This is a genomic window from Hydrococcus rivularis NIES-593, assembly GCF_001904635.1.
Lineage (GTDB): Bacteria > Cyanobacteriota > Cyanobacteriia > Cyanobacteriales > Microcystaceae > Hydrococcus > Hydrococcus rivularis.
In genome coordinates this window covers 158,481-174,534 of record NZ_MRCB01000008.1, presented here as the reverse complement: position 1 = coordinate 174,534, position 16,054 = coordinate 158,481, and the positions used below count along the sequence as shown (strand labels likewise).

The 16,054-nt window shown below is 44.0% G+C and carries 15 protein-coding genes and 1 pseudogene; 7 read left to right on the top strand and 9 right to left on the bottom strand.

Features of this window, described 5'->3' with window-relative positions:
- Positions 1 to 236 precede the first annotated feature (236 nt).
- Complete coding sequence (locus NIES593_RS09435) at positions 237 to 1,199, top strand: fatty acid desaturase (RefSeq protein WP_073599327.1); 963 nt, start codon at positions 237 to 239, stop codon at positions 1,197 to 1,199.
- Here NIES593_RS09435 and NIES593_RS24040 read toward each other — a convergent pair.
- Together NIES593_RS24040 and NIES593_RS24035 are read right to left on the bottom strand one after the other, a co-directional pair.
- Positions 1,159 to 1,395, bottom strand: coding sequence for a hypothetical protein (locus NIES593_RS24040; protein WP_175561087.1), 237 nt, complete (start codon positions 1,393 to 1,395; stop codon positions 1,159 to 1,161). The genes NIES593_RS09435 and NIES593_RS24040 overlap by 41 nt on opposite strands.
- Positions 1,395 to 1,772 carry a hypothetical protein gene (locus NIES593_RS24035; protein WP_073599326.1) on the bottom strand — a complete coding sequence of 126 codons (378 nt, stop codon included), beginning with the start codon at positions 1,770 to 1,772 and terminating at the stop codon, positions 1,395 to 1,397. The genes NIES593_RS24040 and NIES593_RS24035 overlap by 1 nt, the downstream gene beginning before the upstream one ends.
- Positions 1,773 to 2,181: 409 nt before the next feature.
- On the opposite strand from NIES593_RS24035, the pseudogene NIES593_RS25480 reads away from it, so the two are divergent.
- Positions 2,182 to 2,304 (top strand): annotated as a pseudogene (locus NIES593_RS25480) (type II toxin-antitoxin system death-on-curing family toxin); the annotation flags it as partial.
- On the opposite strand, the gene NIES593_RS09420 reads toward NIES593_RS25480, so the two are convergent.
- The 6 genes from NIES593_RS09420 to mnmG form a co-directional block, all read right to left on the bottom strand.
- Positions 2,276 to 3,352, bottom strand: a complete 1,077-nt coding sequence (locus NIES593_RS09420) for a glycosyltransferase (protein WP_073599325.1) — start codon at positions 3,350 to 3,352, stop codon at positions 2,276 to 2,278. The pseudogene NIES593_RS25480 and the gene NIES593_RS09420 overlap by 29 nt on opposite strands.
- Positions 3,353 to 3,412: 60 nt before the next feature.
- Positions 3,413 to 4,690: a glycosyltransferase gene (locus NIES593_RS09415; RefSeq protein WP_073599324.1), complete on the bottom strand. Its 1,278-nt coding sequence runs from the start codon at positions 4,688 to 4,690 to the stop codon at positions 3,413 to 3,415.
- A gap of 4 nt (positions 4,691 to 4,694) precedes the next feature.
- The gene (locus NIES593_RS09410) at positions 4,695 to 5,651 is read right to left on the bottom strand and encodes a sulfotransferase family protein (RefSeq protein WP_073599323.1); all 957 of its coding nucleotides are present in this window, start codon (positions 5,649 to 5,651) and stop codon (positions 4,695 to 4,697) included.
- 7 nt (positions 5,652 to 5,658) lie between these two features.
- Positions 5,659 to 6,468, bottom strand: a complete 810-nt coding sequence (locus NIES593_RS09405) for a glycosyltransferase family 2 protein (protein ID WP_139253663.1) — start codon at positions 6,466 to 6,468, stop codon at positions 5,659 to 5,661.
- A gap of 27 nt (positions 6,469 to 6,495) precedes the next feature.
- On the bottom strand, positions 6,496 to 7,467 hold the full coding sequence (locus NIES593_RS09400; RefSeq protein ID WP_073599321.1) for an oligosaccharide flippase family protein: 972 nt from the start codon (positions 7,465 to 7,467) through the stop codon (positions 6,496 to 6,498).
- Positions 7,468 to 7,629: 162 nt separating this feature from the next.
- The gene (gene mnmG, locus NIES593_RS09395) at positions 7,630 to 9,534 is read right to left on the bottom strand and encodes a tRNA uridine-5-carboxymethylaminomethyl(34) synthesis enzyme MnmG (RefSeq protein ID WP_073599320.1); all 1,905 of its coding nucleotides are present in this window, start codon (positions 9,532 to 9,534) and stop codon (positions 7,630 to 7,632) included.
- 120 nt (positions 9,535 to 9,654) lie between these two features.
- Between mnmG and NIES593_RS09390 the strand changes: the two genes are divergently transcribed.
- From NIES593_RS09390 to prmA, 3 genes are all read left to right on the top strand, one after another.
- On the top strand, positions 9,655 to 11,040 hold the full coding sequence (locus NIES593_RS09390) for a dolichyl-phosphate-mannose--protein mannosyltransferase (protein ID WP_073599319.1): 1,386 nt from the start codon (positions 9,655 to 9,657) through the stop codon (positions 11,038 to 11,040).
- A gap of 481 nt (positions 11,041 to 11,521) precedes the next feature.
- Positions 11,522 to 13,102, top strand: coding sequence for a phosphoglycerate dehydrogenase (gene serA / locus NIES593_RS09385; protein ID WP_073599318.1), 1,581 nt, complete (start codon positions 11,522 to 11,524; stop codon positions 13,100 to 13,102).
- A 91-nt stretch (positions 13,103 to 13,193) separates the two neighbouring features.
- The gene (gene prmA / locus NIES593_RS09380) at positions 13,194 to 14,084 is read left to right on the top strand and encodes a 50S ribosomal protein L11 methyltransferase (protein ID WP_073599317.1); all 891 of its coding nucleotides are present in this window, start codon (positions 13,194 to 13,196) and stop codon (positions 14,082 to 14,084) included.
- A 10-nt stretch (positions 14,085 to 14,094) separates the two neighbouring features.
- On the opposite strand, the gene cobM is transcribed toward prmA, so the two are convergent.
- Complete coding sequence (gene cobM, locus NIES593_RS09375; protein ID WP_073599316.1) at positions 14,095 to 14,877, bottom strand: precorrin-4 C(11)-methyltransferase; 783 nt, start codon at positions 14,875 to 14,877, stop codon at positions 14,095 to 14,097.
- Between the two features lie 176 nt (positions 14,878 to 15,053).
- Between cobM and NIES593_RS09370 the strand changes: the two genes are divergently transcribed.
- Both NIES593_RS09370 and NIES593_RS09365 read left to right on the top strand, forming a co-directional pair.
- Positions 15,054 to 15,323, top strand: a complete 270-nt coding sequence (locus NIES593_RS09370) for a hypothetical protein (protein ID WP_073599315.1) — start codon at positions 15,054 to 15,056, stop codon at positions 15,321 to 15,323.
- Between the two features lie 95 nt (positions 15,324 to 15,418).
- Positions 15,419 to 15,949: a hypothetical protein gene (locus tag NIES593_RS09365; protein WP_073599314.1), complete on the top strand. Its 531-nt coding sequence runs from the start codon at positions 15,419 to 15,421 to the stop codon at positions 15,947 to 15,949.
- Positions 15,950 to 16,054: the final 105 nt, after the last annotated feature.

The following is a 16,054-nucleotide window of genomic DNA, read 5'->3' as shown; positions in this document are numbered from 1 at the left end:
AAGCACGGTTTTGGAGAGCAGTGGAGGGGGCGACCTCTTCACTGACTTTAATCATTTTGCAAAGGGGACTAAGTACCCAGGGGCACTGGGAATCTTTAAAGCTTGGGGAGTTCGATCCTCTGGTCTCGTTGGAGCAATCCTGCGAGATTAAGAAAAGTTATTGTCAATGGTACTATGGATACTGTTTTTGACCATAAAATTCAATGGTCTACTGCTAAACTGATTAAAGAAGGGTTATGACTGCCGATGCTCGCTGGCACGTTGAAAGGCGCAAAAAAATTCTGGAAGAACATCCTGAAATAAAACAGTATTTTGGCAACTATCCTTGGTCGATCGCTGCGATCGCAGTTCTCGTTGCCCTTCAATGGCTCGTCGCGTGGCTAGTCAGCGATCTCACTTGGTGGATGGTGGGTTTTGTCTCTTTTTTTGTCGGGCAGTTCATCCTACATTCGCTTACGACTTTCATTCATGAAGCCGCCCATAATCTAATCCTCAAAGGCAGATTTGGTTCTGTTATTACTTTGCTCTTAATCGAACTGGGAACGCTTTCCTTCGGTTATTCACTGAAGTACGTTTCCAGGCACGGTCCCTCCCATCATATGCATTTAAATGATTATATGAAAGACTACGAGTGGTGGGATAAAAAGCGGGCAAAATTCTTGAGCGATCGGGTTTCTTTGCGAGCAGTCGAGGCCCTGTTGCATCTCTTTCCCGGCGGTTCGGTTCTTACCGACTTCATCATCTCTAGCATAGTTCCATCCGATAGCGATCGCCAAATCAAGGGAGCGAAGAGGTCAAAATCTGTCGCTGTATTATTAATCGCAACCACTCTCATTCTCTATGTCTTAGCGTGGGGGCTGATTGGGTGGAAAGCTTCGCTGTATTTTTTTTGGACTGTATCCCTTATGGTTGGGTATTGGGGAATAACGTTTAGCGGACAATCGATTAGCGAACACAACATTTACCACCAAGGCAAAACCTATTCCACTTATCATTGGAGCAATATCCTATTTTTCAACACGGGATACCACGACGAACACCATACCTTCCCCGAAGTGCCATGGGTGCATCTTCCCAAGATTAAACAAATTGCCCCAGAACATTTCACAAACGATAGCCCCCACTCTTATTTCCAGTGGTGGTGGCAATGGGCAAGATCTATTTTTGCTCCCGTTCGTTACCATCGCTACTCGCCTTAAGCTCTCCTCTGAGTGAATGCACCGACTCATGACGCTTTGCGTACATGAGCGGCTTCTCTATCCCAGAAACGAGATAGAGTAATCGGCATTCTCGACTTGCCTCCAGAGCTTTTGCTAGAAGGCAACTGACAACCATTTCTGTATGCCAGCTTAAGTTTGTATGCCAAGTATCGGGCAGCAATATTGTAAAAGCCATTAAGAGTGTTGTGCCATATTGCGATTGAGTCCAGCAGCGCGGCGGTATAAGCCTTTGCAAAATCCTTTGTGGAGTTTCTGGGTTAGCTTGGCTTTCGCCCTGCCGTTCTTAACAATCAGCGAGGGAGACAACCCCTTGCTGTGACTGAGCAGATGACGATCTCGCAACCCTGTGATTTGAATGTTCGTCCAAACCCAATCAAAACCGTTCCAGATGTTAATTTCGGCAACCCCAAAATCGTCGTGAAATTTGATGCACTGTCCTTTATACAGTGCCGGATAACAACCAGCTTTCGGGTTGAACCGTGGCGGGAGTGCATCTCGTCGTTGGCGACTACCGGAGTGCCATTCTCTATATCGAGTTAAAAATGAAGACACTTGTCCGCAGCCAAACTCGATAGCAGCACGACGCAGATAGCTAGGAAACTTATCTAAAGTACATTGAGAACCAGGACTCTCCCGCTAAGTCAACACCGCCGCTAACTGACGATTGACGCGAAGCGTACAATCGCATCCTGGCGCGGCGGGTTGGCTCAACTGCAAACAAGCCAAAAAATCTCTGTTATATCAAATCCGTTTAATATCATTTTTCATTTGTTAATGACACAGATAGTCGATCGCCCTCACCCCCAACCCCTCTCCCAAATAGGGAGAGGGGTGAAGAATGTCGATCGCGAAAACCTGAAAATTGGTATAATTAGTCATAACATGTAGTGCGACCAACAGGAGTCGCGAGCGGGACTTGTTATTGTGGTCGTTCGACCGGATTTGATATTACTAGAGTAATGGCGAAGCCACTTTATATGAATTAGCTGCTGCTTACGGCTATGGATTGATTAAATACCATTGTTTTGTAGATGGTAATAAAAGAGTGGCTTTGATTACCGTTTATACTTTTTTGAGACTAAATTTCGATTTTTTAGCATGAAAATAAAACTCTCTATCTGTTGAGCAATTTCTCTCCATGATGGACAGGGTGGATCTGGTAGTGAGAAGCGATCGCGTTCGTGATAGGCTTTTTCCATTGCTCTTGCCAGTGAAGATATGTCTCCTGGTTCAAAAAGAATCCCATTCAGCTCCTTTAATGCTTCTGGAATATTACCAACATTGGGGCCAAGACAACGCTTACCAAATGTTGCCGCCAGATAAGGAATTCCCGAATTCGTTGCTTGAAGTCGAGGCGCTATTACCAAGTCGGCAGCGACGGTTTCGCGACAGAGTGTTTTGTCATCAAGACGACGACCATATAAAAAGACTCCGGGGATACTTTTAATCAATGTATGTCGCAAAGGCTTTAGGGGACTTCTTTCAAGAACATACCCGCTACCCGCAATAATCGACTGTTTTTTGGGAATTTTAGCTTTAATAAATGCCCTAATTAAAAAAGTTAATTCCGACCAAAATCTTATCGCTCCCGGCACAAAAATGCGAAAACTATCGGCTTTGTCAATTGGTCGATCGAGTGGAAGATAGTTAAGCTTGAGCTGCTCGTGCAAGCCATGAGAAATCGTCAATGAAGGCTTATTTTTGTATATATACTCAGGATAGTAGGTACTTAATTCAGATATGCTCTGCTTGCCAAGGTGTACGAAAGCATGAGCGCTGTCATAGTTAATTTGGAACAGTTTCTCTAGGTTCTTGTCGAATTGACGAATTCCAGTGGGTCTAGGTTGAACATTATGAACGAAGGCAAGGATTAACGTTTTCTTTCTTATTTGCTTTAACTTATTTTCTAAAAATTCTAAATGATGAGGCTGTAAATTTGTAATTTCCTTGAGAAAGGAAGAAGTGCGGAAATAACCTTCTGCCCATTGACTGACAATAACATCGGGTATCCATTGACTAAAAAAAAGATTATCACTATTCCAAAAAACTTCATGTCCCAATTCTTCTAAGGCAAAAGCCAAGTCGTGAATATAAGTATTAGGAACGCAAAAATCGGGAATTAAAATTTTCATGAGAGTTCTTCTAATTATGTTTTATATCCGCGAGCGAAGCTAAATTCTTTGCTCGTTTTTCTACAAATTTGTACTTAGTTCGAGCAACTCGTATTTTTTGGCAAAATTATCGTAGTATGTTAGAAGCCGATCGAAAATCGTTGTGACGGAAAGCTTTGTCCGAAGACGATCTACAGCCGGCTCGATTTCATCATGGTTCGCATTTAGAAAGTTTGCGATCGCATCGACCAAGGCATCTGAAGTGTAAGGACTAAAAGTCTTAATTGCACCTGGTTCAAGCTTATTATATTCTGCTATTTGAGGTAAATCAAACGCTAGAATGGGACGAGCTACAGAAATCCAGGTTGACAGCGAGGCCGAGGCAGAAAGATTTTGAAAAGGACAAACGGCAAGGTCAGTAGCCAATAAATATAACTCTAATTCTTCCTCAGATAAATAACCTGTTACTCGCAAGCGACATTCGACTCCGCTAGCTTTTGCTAACCTAAAAAGCTGTTCTAGATATGCTTGCGAATAAGGATCGGGACTGGTGCTTCCAGCAAAAATTGCTATGACATCAGCAGGTAATTTTGACATTGCTTCGACTATCAACTGATGCCCTTTACGAGGATGAATAAATCCTAGCAATGTTATGATTTTTTGATTTTTGTCTAGTCTGAGAAGTTCGCGTGCTTTTTGTCGATCTATAGTTATAGACCTCTCTTCAACATAAATAGGCACGATTCGAGTCTTATTATTATTAACAATTGCCTTTAGTCGTTGTGCTTCTACTTCCGAGCAGACAAAAACTAACTCTACTCGACTTAATAACCAACGGAGAGTAAAAGCCTCTAAATTTGCTCCAGAAATGCGTCGTAACGTGGCAAATAGCTTAGAGATAGGATTGCTTAATTTTATTTTTTTGAGAGTTGAAGCGACGGAAGATGCAACGGCGTTTTTTTCGGTTGTAGTTGAAACAGTAGGTTGAAACCAACGATTGATAAAGTTAAATGCTTCTGTACTAAAAGAAGGGAGAGGATAAATATCGTGAAGTGTCACGACTAAGGGACTAGAACAATGACTGACAAACACCCAAAGAGAATATAACTTTAACCAACTTTGACCCCAAAGATTTTTATTGTTACCGAGACTATATTGAAAATGAACGACATCTGCTGCTGAAAGTTGCTTGGCAGCATCAGTAAGGATGGCACGATTGTGTTTCCAGTCTCTCTTTAGAGTAATGTTTACTTCAGTAACATTTAAATTTTTTCGCTTTTGAGCTTCTCGTGCCAGTAAATTGCCGTAGCGGCAAACCCCGTGCTCAGAAGAGCCAATTTGCAAATAGCCGATCTTCATTCGTTTAATCTGTTGCGATCGTTTTTAAGTGAGTTTGAATGCTTTGAAACAAGCGATTTTTAATCTGTCTGAAGTTACGTTTTGTTTGGTTTGGTATGGACTTGATTAGAATTTGTAGTAGCGGAGTTTGTGTTTGATATCCGAGAAGTTTCATTTCTGACCAAACAACTGCTTCAATTTCAGCTACCATAGACGGTGATAGCTCTTTTTTCCAAAGATCTAGAGATTTTTGACTGATTGACTGAGTTGCTTGATTTTTCCAGGGTTCTCGTACTGTATTGATAGTTTGAGATAAAAGTAAATGATACGACAACATCGCTTGCTCGAAGGGCAAACCTAAAAAATCACAAACAGAACGCAGGCTCATTTCAGGATTTAATACCAATTGCTCGTAGTGTATAGTTAGTATAGAACCTTGAGAAGGCGGCGAAAGTCGAGCTGTTGCCATATAGCGTCGCCAAACTTCCGCATCTTCGTGCAAGCTGCCATTAGACCAAGGAACTTTTCGCCAAGAGTTAATGACTGCACGTGGATCTCGGATTATGTGAATAAATCGGGCAGTAGGGAAAAATTGCTCTAATATTGACATGTATAGTAAATGATTTGGCGTTTTTTCACCAACTATTCGAGCATTTTTGGTACAAGCAAATTGCTGTAATATCAGATTGAAAATGGCTGCATAACTTCTTTCAATTTTCCATGCCGCTTCGCGAAAATACTCGGCGTTGAGTCCCATTTCTGGAAATACAGGCAGCGCTACAATATCTTCAATTAATCGACAGTAATTAACATCTTGAGTTAAATCTCCATAGGTTTCTCGCTTGAGATAAAAGTTACGAATAAAATGTGTTTCAGGCGCGATCGCAATATCGGGATGAGCATCTAACATCTGCTGAAGCAACGTCGTTCCCGAACGAGGACAGCCAACAATAAAAATAGGATTTTTAGTATTTGTCTCCATCTTTTCTTTATTTGAAAAAGTGAAATAAGCGAAATTTTTTGGGTTCAGAAAGTTTTACTAATCTTCCTCCTAACGAACCAATTGGATAAATTCCCCATTTATCAATAAATTTTTGTCGATCGCTTTTGCTATCGCTAGTTTGTCTTAAAGTAGGAATGCGGTAAGTAGTGGGATTATGTTCAAAAATAACATCAGGTAAAGCTTTCAAATAAATATTTTGCTGCTTACATTGTAAAAAAAAGTCAAACAATTCAAAATAAAAGCCATATCTAGGATCGAATTGAACCCGATCGAAAATTTTTTTTCTGGCTAAAAATGTAGCTTGTACGCCATCCACTCGCACGCTACTTAGGTTTAAATTTATAGCTTCATTCAGACTTAAAAAGCTTTTGTAAATAATCGGGCGATCGCCTATCGTTCCAAAATTAAAGAATTGCCCTAGCTCTCGATATTTTCCTCTTTCTAGCCAAGCTCCTCCTACAATATCAACCTCTAAATTTTTGTCTAAGTATTCAACCATTTTTGATACAGTTCCCTGCACAATTTGAATATCATCGTCCAAAAATAAAACATATGGAGTAGATATATTTTGAGCGACGATCGCTCTAGCAGCAGCAGGACTAATAGGAGAATCAAAAGTAATACTTGTGAGGTTTGGAAAGCCTTGATAAAGTCCTAAGTTTTCGCTAGTGATTTTACTGTCTACAACTAAAATTGAATGAGCCAAATCAGTATATTTGCTAATACTATTGAGGCATTTACTAATGCGATCGGGTCTACCACAAGTAATAATACCGATAGTTAAATTTACTGTCATAACTACTTTAGCAATATTTTCTGACAATTATCGATTTTTATTCGGGATTATTCTTTTGGGAAAAAAATTATTAATGTTGGCGATTCTAAAAACTTCTCTAATAAGATTGGGTGAGATTAGCCAAGTTGTTATTAAATAAATCGACATCCCTAAAACGATACAAATACCTAACAGCAAAAAACTGTTTAACAGATTTCTCAAAGCATATTGAGCTACAAATATAGTAGTAGCCATTATTAATGAAGCTACTAATGGAACGAGAAACTGACGAAAATAGACGAGTGGTTGAATATCAATTAGCTGGCGCACGCAGAATAAAGGAATAGGAAAAAATAGATAGGCACGAATGGCAAAAGCTAAAGCGACTGCTACAATACCCCAGCGTACAGCTACGGAAAAAGCAATTAGATTCGCAGGAGTATTGATTAGTCCTAGTAACAAATTCCAGGAAGGTTTGCCGCAAGCTTGAATCACAATGTTGCTAAAGCTGCCGATGGAATTGACTACGCTAACAAAGGAAAGAATTTGTATGACGGGAATACTCTTCGTCCACTGAGTTCCAAACAAAACTTTGACTAGCTCAGGAGCAAGCAGGGTTACGCCTATACAAGTTGGAATAGCAATTAGACTAGCAACGCGAGTTACTGTATAAAAAGCTTGTCGCAAACGTTCTGGCTCTTGCTGCAATCTAGAAAATAGAGACCTCGCTACAGGCGAACCAGTTACATAAGACAACAATTGCGTAATGATAGTAAAGGCCTGATAAGCGATCGCATAGTATCCCAAAGGAATGGGACCGAGAAAATAACCAATTAAAAAATCGTCAGTTCTTTTATTAAAAAATAGCAGTAAATTAATCCCAACGATATTGATGCCAAAAGAAAAAAGATTTTGAAAATGCTTTTGGGAAAATTGAAATTTAGGTCGCCAATCGCTTGCCCACCAAAGAACCAAAACTTGAACGACATCGCTAATTAGTGCCTTTTGTCTTAGGCTCATGTTTTAGATAATCCCTCAATCTTCATAGACTCTAGCTGTCATAGCGGTTGAAGGTTAGTTTAAAACATAAGTCGGTTAATTTTCAGTCAATTGAGTGGCACTGACGATGGATTTAGCAATTAAACCGATCGCGATCGATCGAGTTCGGTAGATCGATAATCTTTACACGGATTGATAGCGCGATCGCACTTCTAAATACACCAACAACGCATTAATATCAGCCGGATTCACGCCGCCAATTCTGGAAGCTTGACCGATAGTTAAAGGTTTAACTTTGTTTAATTTTTCCCTTGCTTCCATTGACAAAGTGTCAATTTTCATGTAATCGAGATCTTTTGGTAATTGGCGATTGGCATGACGGGCGATTTGGTCGATTTGATTTTGTTGGCGTTGCAGATAACCGGAATATTTAATCTCGATTTCTACGCCTTCTTTTTCGGCGGGATCGAGATGGGGATTGCCCAAGCCAAAACGTTCTAAATCGACGTAATGAAAACCGGGACGGCGCAACAGGTCGGCAAGGGGAATCGAGCCTTTGATTTTTTGTTCGGTTGCCGCTGCGATCGCGATGCCGATTTCATCTTTTTCTTTGACGCGCGTTTCGTGCAGTCGTTCCTTCTCGGCAATGATATTTGCTTGCTTGCGCTGGAAGATTTCCCAACGACGGTCATCTATCAAACCTATTGCGCGACCTAGCGGCGTGAGGCGTTGGTCGGCATTATCGGAACGCAAAATCAAGCGATACTCAGATCGAGAAGTCAACATGCGATAGGGTTCCCGCAAGTCTTTGGTACAAAGGTCATCAACTAGCGTACCGATATAGCTTTCTTCGCGGGGGAAAACGAGCATTTCCTGTCCCCGAACGAATCTTGCCGCGTTAATTCCCGCCACAATTCCCTGGGCTGCGGCTTCTTCGTATCCGGTCGTTCCGTTAATTTGTCCCGCACAGAATAATCCTTCGATTTTCTTAGTCATGAGAGTGGGATAGCACTGCGTCGCAGGCAGATAGTCGTACTCCACCGCATAGGCAGGGCGCAGCATGACGCAGTTTTCCAATCCCGGCAGGGTATGCAACATGGCCAGTTGCAGGTTCTCTGGCAGTCCGGTAGAGAATCCCTGGATGTAAAGTTCGGGAATGTCTCGTCCTTCGGGTTCGATAAAGATTTGGTGGCTTTCTTTGTCGGCGAAGCGGACGATTTTATCTTCGATAGAAGGACAGTAACGCGGTCCTTTGGAATCGATAAACCCGCCATAAATGGGAGAGAGATGTAAGTTATCTCGAATCAGTTGGTGGGTTTCGGCAGTTGTGCGGGTGAGATAGCAATTCATTTGCTCTCTCTCTACCCAAACTTCTGGATCGAAGCTGAACCAGCGCACTTCTTCATCGGGAGGTTGAGGTTCTAGTTTGCTGTAGTCAACAGAACGCTTGTCTACTCGTGCGGGAGTTCCCGTTTTCAGCCTTCCCGTTTCAAAACCCAAACGGTTCAGAGTTTCGGTTAACCCGACGGCGGCAAATTCTCCGGCGCGTCCCGCTGACATCGATTTCCCGCCAACCCAAATGCGACCGCCTAAAAAGGTTCCCGTGGTGAGAATGACGGCTTTGGTTTGGAAGCAAGCGCCAAAGTAGGTTTGCACGCCGATAATTTCGTCGTTTTTCCCCAATACCAAATCGGTTACCATGCCTTCGCGAACGAGCAGATTTTCTTGGTTTTCGACGATATTTTTCATCACTGCTGCATATTCGCGCTTGTCGGTTTGGGCGCGCAATGCCCAGACAGCAGGACCTCGTGAAGAGTTGAGGACGCGCTTTTGTAGGTAAGTGCGGTCTGCCATTTTGCCAATTTCCCCGCCCAGTGCATCGACTTCGTGGGTAAGCTGGGATTTGGCTGGTCCCCCGACGGCTGGATTACAAGGCTGCCAAGCAATTTTGTCTAGGTTGAGGGTTAGCATGAGGGTACGACAACCCAGACGGGCGCAAGCGAGGGCAGCTTCGCAACCTGAATGTCCTGCCCCAACTACGATGACGTCAAAAGCGTCTTGGAATTCTATCGAGGATGCGATCGTCATAGTCTAAGCGTTGGCTCGGCAAATACGTATGTTTATTTTAGCGGCTAGCCGAACTTGGAAGCATCGTTTTGAGACTCTCTAAGATAGAAGAAGCCAAGCAAGAGAAGACATTTTCTGGGTATGACAAACATACTACAGACTAAGATAAAGTCTTTTTTCTTCACGCCTTCTTGGTTTTGGATGGCGATCGCCACTCTATTTGCGACATCGTTAGCTTTGCGTTTTTGGGAGTTGGGACGATTTAATACGCTTGTATTCGACGAAGTTTACTACGTTAAATACGCTCAAAACTATCTAAGTCGCACGCCTTTTTTTGACGTTCATCCACCGCTAGGGAAATATTTAATTGCTTTTGGGATTTGGGTTAGCAAGCTTCATTTTTGGAATCCTACAGGTCAGACGACAGCTTTTGGCTATCGCTGGCTAAATGCTTTGACTGGTTCGTTGGTTCCGCTAATTGTTGCTGGGATCGCCTATCAGTTAAGTTATCGTCGCAGCTACGCTTTTATCGCGGCTTTGTTTGCCTCTGCCGATGGGTTGCTATTAGTTGAGTCTCGCTATGCTTTTTTGAATATTTATCTAGTTTTTTTCGGATTATTAGCTCAGTGGTGTTTTTTAATCGCTTTAGCCCAGAAATCTCTACTGCGTTGGTTGTATCTCGTTTTGGCTGGTATTTTTTTCGGGTGTTCCGCTGCAGTTAAATGGTATGGATTGGGATTTTGGTTGGGAATTGGTGCGGTTTGGGCAAGTGCCCGGATCGTTAGCTGGTGGCAACGCGATCGCAAGCTATCATTTAATCAACCTTTTTGGCAGAATTTATCCAAATTCAAATTATGGCCTTTATTGGTCTTTTTGGGAGTCATTCCAGTCGTCGTTTATTGCTTGCTGTGGATTCCCCATTGGCAACTCGATCGCGATCGCGGATTGTGGGAATTACACCAGAAAAGTTGGACGTTTCACCAACAACTAGGGAGTAGTTCTAAGATCCATCCCTACTGTTCTCCCTGGTACAGTTGGGTTTTGATGGTTCGTCCGGTGGCGTATTTTTTTGAGAAATCGGGGAGTTCTGCCCAATCTACCGTTTACGACGTGCATGGTATGGGCAATCCGATTTTATGGTGGCTAGGCGCGATCGCAATGCTCATTTTAGTAGGAAAAATAGCGCAACAAGTTTACGTCAGCAAGAGAAAACGACAACAGGAGTTTAATTTCTCGATTCCGCTTTATTTGCTGTTAAATTATGGGGCAAACTGGTTGCCTTGGATGCTGGTACATCGCTGCGCTTTTCTCTACTACTATATGCCAGCCTCGATTTTGGGTTTTTTGGCGATTGCTTACCTAGTCGATCGATGGCTGTATAGCGATCGTCTTTGGTGGCGGGCGATCGCTATAAATGTTGTTTTTTTCATTTTAATGGGTTTGGCTTATTGGTTGCCTATCTATCTAGGCCTGCCTTTATCAAGGGAGGCATTTGACCATCGCATGTGGTTTCGTTCTTGGTATTAAAGTTGTTCGCGCCACAACAATTGCGACAAAAACCGGAAATCTTTTATAAGAATTTAAAGCGGCGCGTTACCTTTACCGTTACAATAAGCTAGTTGTAGTACGCACAAGTCCTTACCAATAGGGCTTTTTAGCCATGTAAACGTACCTTATCTATCTGAGAAATGCTGTAACTTTTCTTGCAGTCAGATTTATCTGACTTTAGCTATCAGCCAAGAAATTTATTGATAGGATAAAAAGCTGGTGCAAGATCTAACCGGTTGTCTGAAAAGTATAGAATGTCATGTCGAGCGTAGCGATAGCGAAGCGAAACATCTGAGTATACCAATCCCAAACAGAGATTCTTCGTTACGTTCTACTAGACTCAGAATGACAAAATAGACTTTTCAGATGTTCTCTAAGTAAAGGCAACAAGAAAAAAAATTATTCTTTTTCTGATTGTCTTCAAAGTAAAAGTAATAGATATCAAATTATTTAAAGGACTATGGCAAAAGTTCTCGTATCCGATCCGATCGACCAAGTGGGCATTGAGATTCTCTCGCAAGTTGCTCAAGTAGACATTAAAACCGGGCTTCCTGCCGAGGAATTAATTAAGATTATTCCCGAATACGATGCGCTGATGCTGCGTTCTGGCACGCGGGTGACGCAAGAAATCATTGAAGCAGGAACTCAACTCAAGATTATTGGCAGGGCAGGCGTAGGCGTAGACAATATCGACGTTCCAGCAGCGACTCGTCAAGGGATTATCGTCGTCAACTCTCCCGAAGGCAATACGATTGCCGCAGCCGAACATACCCTAGCGATGATGCTATCCTTATCTCGCTATATTCCCGATGCCAATGCCTCCGTCAAAGCGGGAAAGTGGGATCGCAAAAGCTATATCGGTTCCGAAGTTTACAAAAAAACGCTAGGCGTGATCGGTCTAGGGAAGATAGGTTCCCACGTCGCAACCGTGGCAAAAGCAATGAACATGAAAATCCTTGCCTACGACCCTTTCATTTCTAAAGAACGGGCAGATCGACTCGGTTGTACCTTAGTAGACTTAGAGTTTCTCTTTGCCGAGGCCGACTATATCACCTTACACATTCCCAAAACGCCGGAAACTACCCATCTCATCAATGCGGAAACGCTTGCCAAGATGAAACCTAACGTTCGCATTATCAACTGTGCGCGAGGTGGCATTATTGATGAAGAGGCTCTAGTAGAAGCCATAGAATCGGGCAAAATTGCTGGGGCAGCCTTAGATGTTTTCGAGCAAGAACCTTTAGGAGAATCGAGATTGCGAGAACTTGGTTCCAAGGTAATTCTTACCCCTCATTTGGGGGCTTCGACAGAAGAGGCGCAGGTCAACGTCGCAATCGACGTTGCCGAACAAATTCGAGATGTGCTGTTGGGATTGCCAGCGCGATCGGCAGTCAATATCCCCGGACTGACCCCCGACGTGATGGAAAAACTCAGACCCTATCTGCGCTTGGCAGAAACGCTGGGCAATCTAGTCGGTCAACTGGCGGGGGGACGGATCGAGCGCTTGACGGTCAAGTTGCAAGGCGATTTGGCTGAGGTTAACAGCCAGCCGATAGTTATCGCTTCGATCAAAGGACTTCTCTCTCAAGCATTACGAGAGCGCGTCAATTACGTCAATGCCGCAATTGAAGCCAAAGAACGCGGGATTCGCATCATTGAAACTAAAGATGCTTCGGTTCGGGATTACTCCGGTTCGCTTTATTTAGAGGCGCAGGGATCGATGGGAGAACATTCGGTCACGGGAGCGCTGTTGAGCAATGGAGAAATCCGCATTACCGATCTCGATGACTTTCCCATCAACGTTCCGCCTAGCAACAATATGTTGTTTACTCTTCACCGAGATATGCCGGGAATTATCGGCAAAATCGGTTCTCTACTGGGGAGTTTTAACGTCAATATCGCCAGCATGCAAGTAGGTCGAAAGATAGTTCGAGGCGATGCGGTCATGGCGCTTAGCCTCGACGATCCGCTACCGGAGGGATTGCTATCAGAAATTACCAAAGTCGCGGGTATTCGCGATGCTTATACGGTCAAGCTTTAAGAAATTGTTATTGATTTGTTATTGTTTGTTGTTTATCGACGTACAAATCAATAACAATGAATAAACAGCGATCGATAACCAATCTCCTCCTATGTCAAACAGTTGGTGGGAAATTCAAGTTCTGTGTCATCCAAACATGGAAGAATCCGTTTTTTGGCGGTTGCAAAAGTTTGGGTGTTCGGGAACCGCGACCGAAAGAAAGGAACAATCCTATCTAATTCGCGCTTATCTGCCTCAAATCAAGGCGCAGGCGCTGGATTTAGCGGCGCTTTCTCTGTGGCTGCGCCAGGATGCGATGATTCTGAATCTTCCCCAACCGATAACTCGCTGGCAATTGATTGACGAAGAGGATTGGGCGAGTAGCTGGAAACAACACTGGCAACCAACGGAGGTGGGCGATCGCATTCTTATCTATCCCGCTTGGTTAACCCCTCCCGAAAACTCAGATAGGATTATCCTGCGCCTCGATCCCGGCGTTGCCTTCGGCACGGGAACCCACTTAACCACTCAGTTGTGTCTGGAATCGCTGGAGATGCGCATGCTCTATCCTAGCGGCGCAACGGTGCTGGCGGATATTGGCTGCGGTTCTGGCATTCTCGCGATCGCCGCTATCTTGATGGGAGCGCCCAAAGTCTACGCCGTCGATATCGATCCCCTCGCCGTCGAGTCCGCCCGTCAAAACCGCGTCCTCAATCAAATCGATGCGGATCGCCTAATAATCGAGCAAGGCAGTCTTGAAAAAGTACTAGAAATGGCTCCTGAAGGCGTTGACGGCGTTTTTTGTAATATTTTGGCAGAAACGATTATCGAGATGATTCCCCAGTTTGCCAAGCTGATCAAACCCAAAGGCTGGGGAATTCTGAGCGGCATTTTATTAGACCAAGCCAAATCGGTAATGGAACCTCTCGAAGAAAATGGTTGGGTTGTCGCCGCCCTTTGGAAGCGTCAAGATTGGGCTTGTCTGAATATTAGAAGGGCTTAGTTAGAGGCGGCTACCATAATTTGTTGCGAAACAGGTGAGAATGTTCGGGATGATAAAGACGCGATCGCGCTTTCCCACCAATCTCGCCTAAAGCTGGACTAATGATATAAAGCGTCGTTCTAATCAACCCTTCTTGCCTAGTCGTTTGAGCCATTTTTGCGAGCGGCACGATGCAAATTTTCTCATCCGGCCAGCCAATCCGGAAACAAATAGCAACGGGAGTGTCTGGAGGATAATGCTGTAGTAATTTCTCCTGGGCTGACTCGGCGTGACGAGCAGCTAGATACAGACATAAACTGGCTTGGTGAGCTGCTAAAGAAGAGAGTTCTTCCGACTCCGGCATCGATGAGGCGCGACCGCCGATGCGGGTCAGAATAATCGTCTGTACCAGGTCGGGTACGGTCAATTCTGCCTCCAATTTAGCAGCGGCAGCTTGGAAGGCGCTGATGCCGGGAATCAGTTCGTAGGGAATATTGGCAGCAGCCAAAGCTCGGATTTGCTCGCCAACGGCACTGTAGAGGGTTAGATCGCCCGAATGAATGCGGGCTACAGACAGATTGGCTCTCACTCGTTCGATCGTTAAGGGGATAATTTCTTCTAAGGTTTTATTGCCCGTGCGAACCAGTTCGGCATCGGAACGGACATCTTGCAAAATTTGTTTGGGAACCAGAGAATCGGCAAACACGATAACATCGGCTTGCGAGATGATTTTGTGTGCTTTAACTGTTAATAATTCTGGGTCGCCCGGACCCGCACCGATAAAGTAAACGGCAGGTTTAAGAGGATTTGACATTTTCTCGGATCTATGAATGGGCTTGTAACGGTAAATTAAACTCACAAAAAATTAGCTAAAAACAACGCCAATTCTCGGTTTATCGGCTCTTTATATACCCTTAATATTTTTATCAAGTTTTTTACTTTTCGTTGTTAGTCTTTATCTAAGCTTTAAAAACATTGGGGATCATCCTCATGCCGCTGAAGTCTGGAGCTTTATTAATCGTCATCGGTTGGACAGCTTTGTTAGGAGCTTGTTCGCAGCCAGAAGAGGAAAATATGTCTTCGCCAGGAGCGAACCAGCCTGTCACCGAAATTGTCGAAGTCGATGGCGCACAGAACCCCACGGATGACCAAGAAGTATTTCTGTTAGAGCAACAAACGCAAGAAGGCGAAATTGTTGACTTTGGGAATCCTGAAAATAGTGGCTTGAGTAAAGCTCCAGAAGAGCAACCTAGCAATTAGCTTTCGCGGGAGTCTACCGATCGAGACAGCAAACAAGCTGGTCGCTTACTAAGCATACATCAAAGTATTGAGAGAAAAAAGAGAGGAATTACTCTATGAAATCTCGTTCTCGTATCACTTTTTTCAATCTGTTGGCTAGCCTGCTGGGTGCAACTGGAGCCAGTATTATGCTCGGTCTGCCCACTCTAGCTCAAATGCCAGAGAGTTCTGGCACCGTGGGAACGCCAACGGAAGCAACAGAAGCTGAAAGCTCGACAACTCCAGGCTCTAGCATGGAAGTAGACAAGGAGTCCACTGGAACACCTTCTACTTCAGAAACCGAGACCGAAACCGCTCCTTCGGCTACAGAGACCGAATCGACCACTGAAGATCCTTCGGCTACGGAAACCGAGACCGAAACCGCTCCTTCGGCTACGGAAACCGAATCGACCACCGAGGATCCGAAAATTATGAAGACATCTCCGGATGCCGATTCTACCTCTCCTTCGGGTTCCATGGAAGAATCTAGCCCTTCGGAGACGATGGAAGAACCCAGTTCCAGCCCCTCAGAGCCGGGAACGGGCGACACGACCTCGCCTAGCGGTACGACCACGCCTGTAGAAAGCCCTTCAGGAACGGGTCAATAAGTTTCTTGGGTAACTTATCAGTGGAGTAGCTAGTTTAATATCAATACAGTTCGCGTAAAACTTACGCGAACTTTTTTTGTTTTTCTCAGATAGCATCCGGCAAGA

Excerpts from the sequence above, each read along its gene's own strand:
- NIES593_RS09390 (WP_073599319.1), top strand. The coding sequence starts at position 9,655 with ATGACAAACATACTACAGACTAAGATAAAGTCTTTTTTCTTCACGCCT.
- NIES593_RS09405 (WP_139253663.1), bottom strand. The coding sequence starts at position 6,468 with ATGACAGTAAATTTAACTATCGGTATTATTACTTGTGGTAGACCCGAT.
- NIES593_RS09410 (WP_073599323.1), bottom strand. The coding sequence starts at position 5,651 with ATGGAGACAAATACTAAAAATCCTATTTTTATTGTTGGCTGTCCTCGT.
- NIES593_RS09370 (WP_073599315.1), top strand. The coding sequence starts at position 15,054 with ATGCCGCTGAAGTCTGGAGCTTTATTAATCGTCATCGGTTGGACAGCT.
- NIES593_RS09415 (WP_073599324.1), bottom strand. The coding sequence starts at position 4,690 with ATGAAGATCGGCTATTTGCAAATTGGCTCTTCTGAGCACGGGGTTTGC.
- mnmG (WP_073599320.1), bottom strand. The coding sequence starts at position 9,534 with ATGACGATCGCATCCTCGATAGAATTCCAAGACGCTTTTGACGTCATC.
- NIES593_RS09420 (WP_073599325.1), bottom strand. The coding sequence starts at position 3,352 with ATGAAAATTTTAATTCCCGATTTTTGCGTTCCTAATACTTATATTCAC.
- cobM (WP_073599316.1), bottom strand. The coding sequence starts at position 14,877 with ATGTCAAATCCTCTTAAACCTGCCGTTTACTTTATCGGTGCGGGTCCG.
- NIES593_RS09400 (WP_073599321.1), bottom strand. The coding sequence starts at position 7,467 with ATGAGCCTAAGACAAAAGGCACTAATTAGCGATGTCGTTCAAGTTTTG.
- prmA (WP_073599317.1), top strand. The coding sequence starts at position 13,194 with ATGTCAAACAGTTGGTGGGAAATTCAAGTTCTGTGTCATCCAAACATG.
- NIES593_RS09365 (WP_073599314.1), top strand. The coding sequence starts at position 15,419 with ATGAAATCTCGTTCTCGTATCACTTTTTTCAATCTGTTGGCTAGCCTG.
- NIES593_RS09435 (WP_073599327.1), top strand. The coding sequence starts at position 237 with ATGACTGCCGATGCTCGCTGGCACGTTGAAAGGCGCAAAAAAATTCTG.
- serA (WP_073599318.1), top strand. The coding sequence starts at position 11,522 with ATGGCAAAAGTTCTCGTATCCGATCCGATCGACCAAGTGGGCATTGAG.
- NIES593_RS24040 (WP_175561087.1), bottom strand. The coding sequence starts at position 1,395 with ATGGCTTTTACAATATTGCTGCCCGATACTTGGCATACAAACTTAAGC.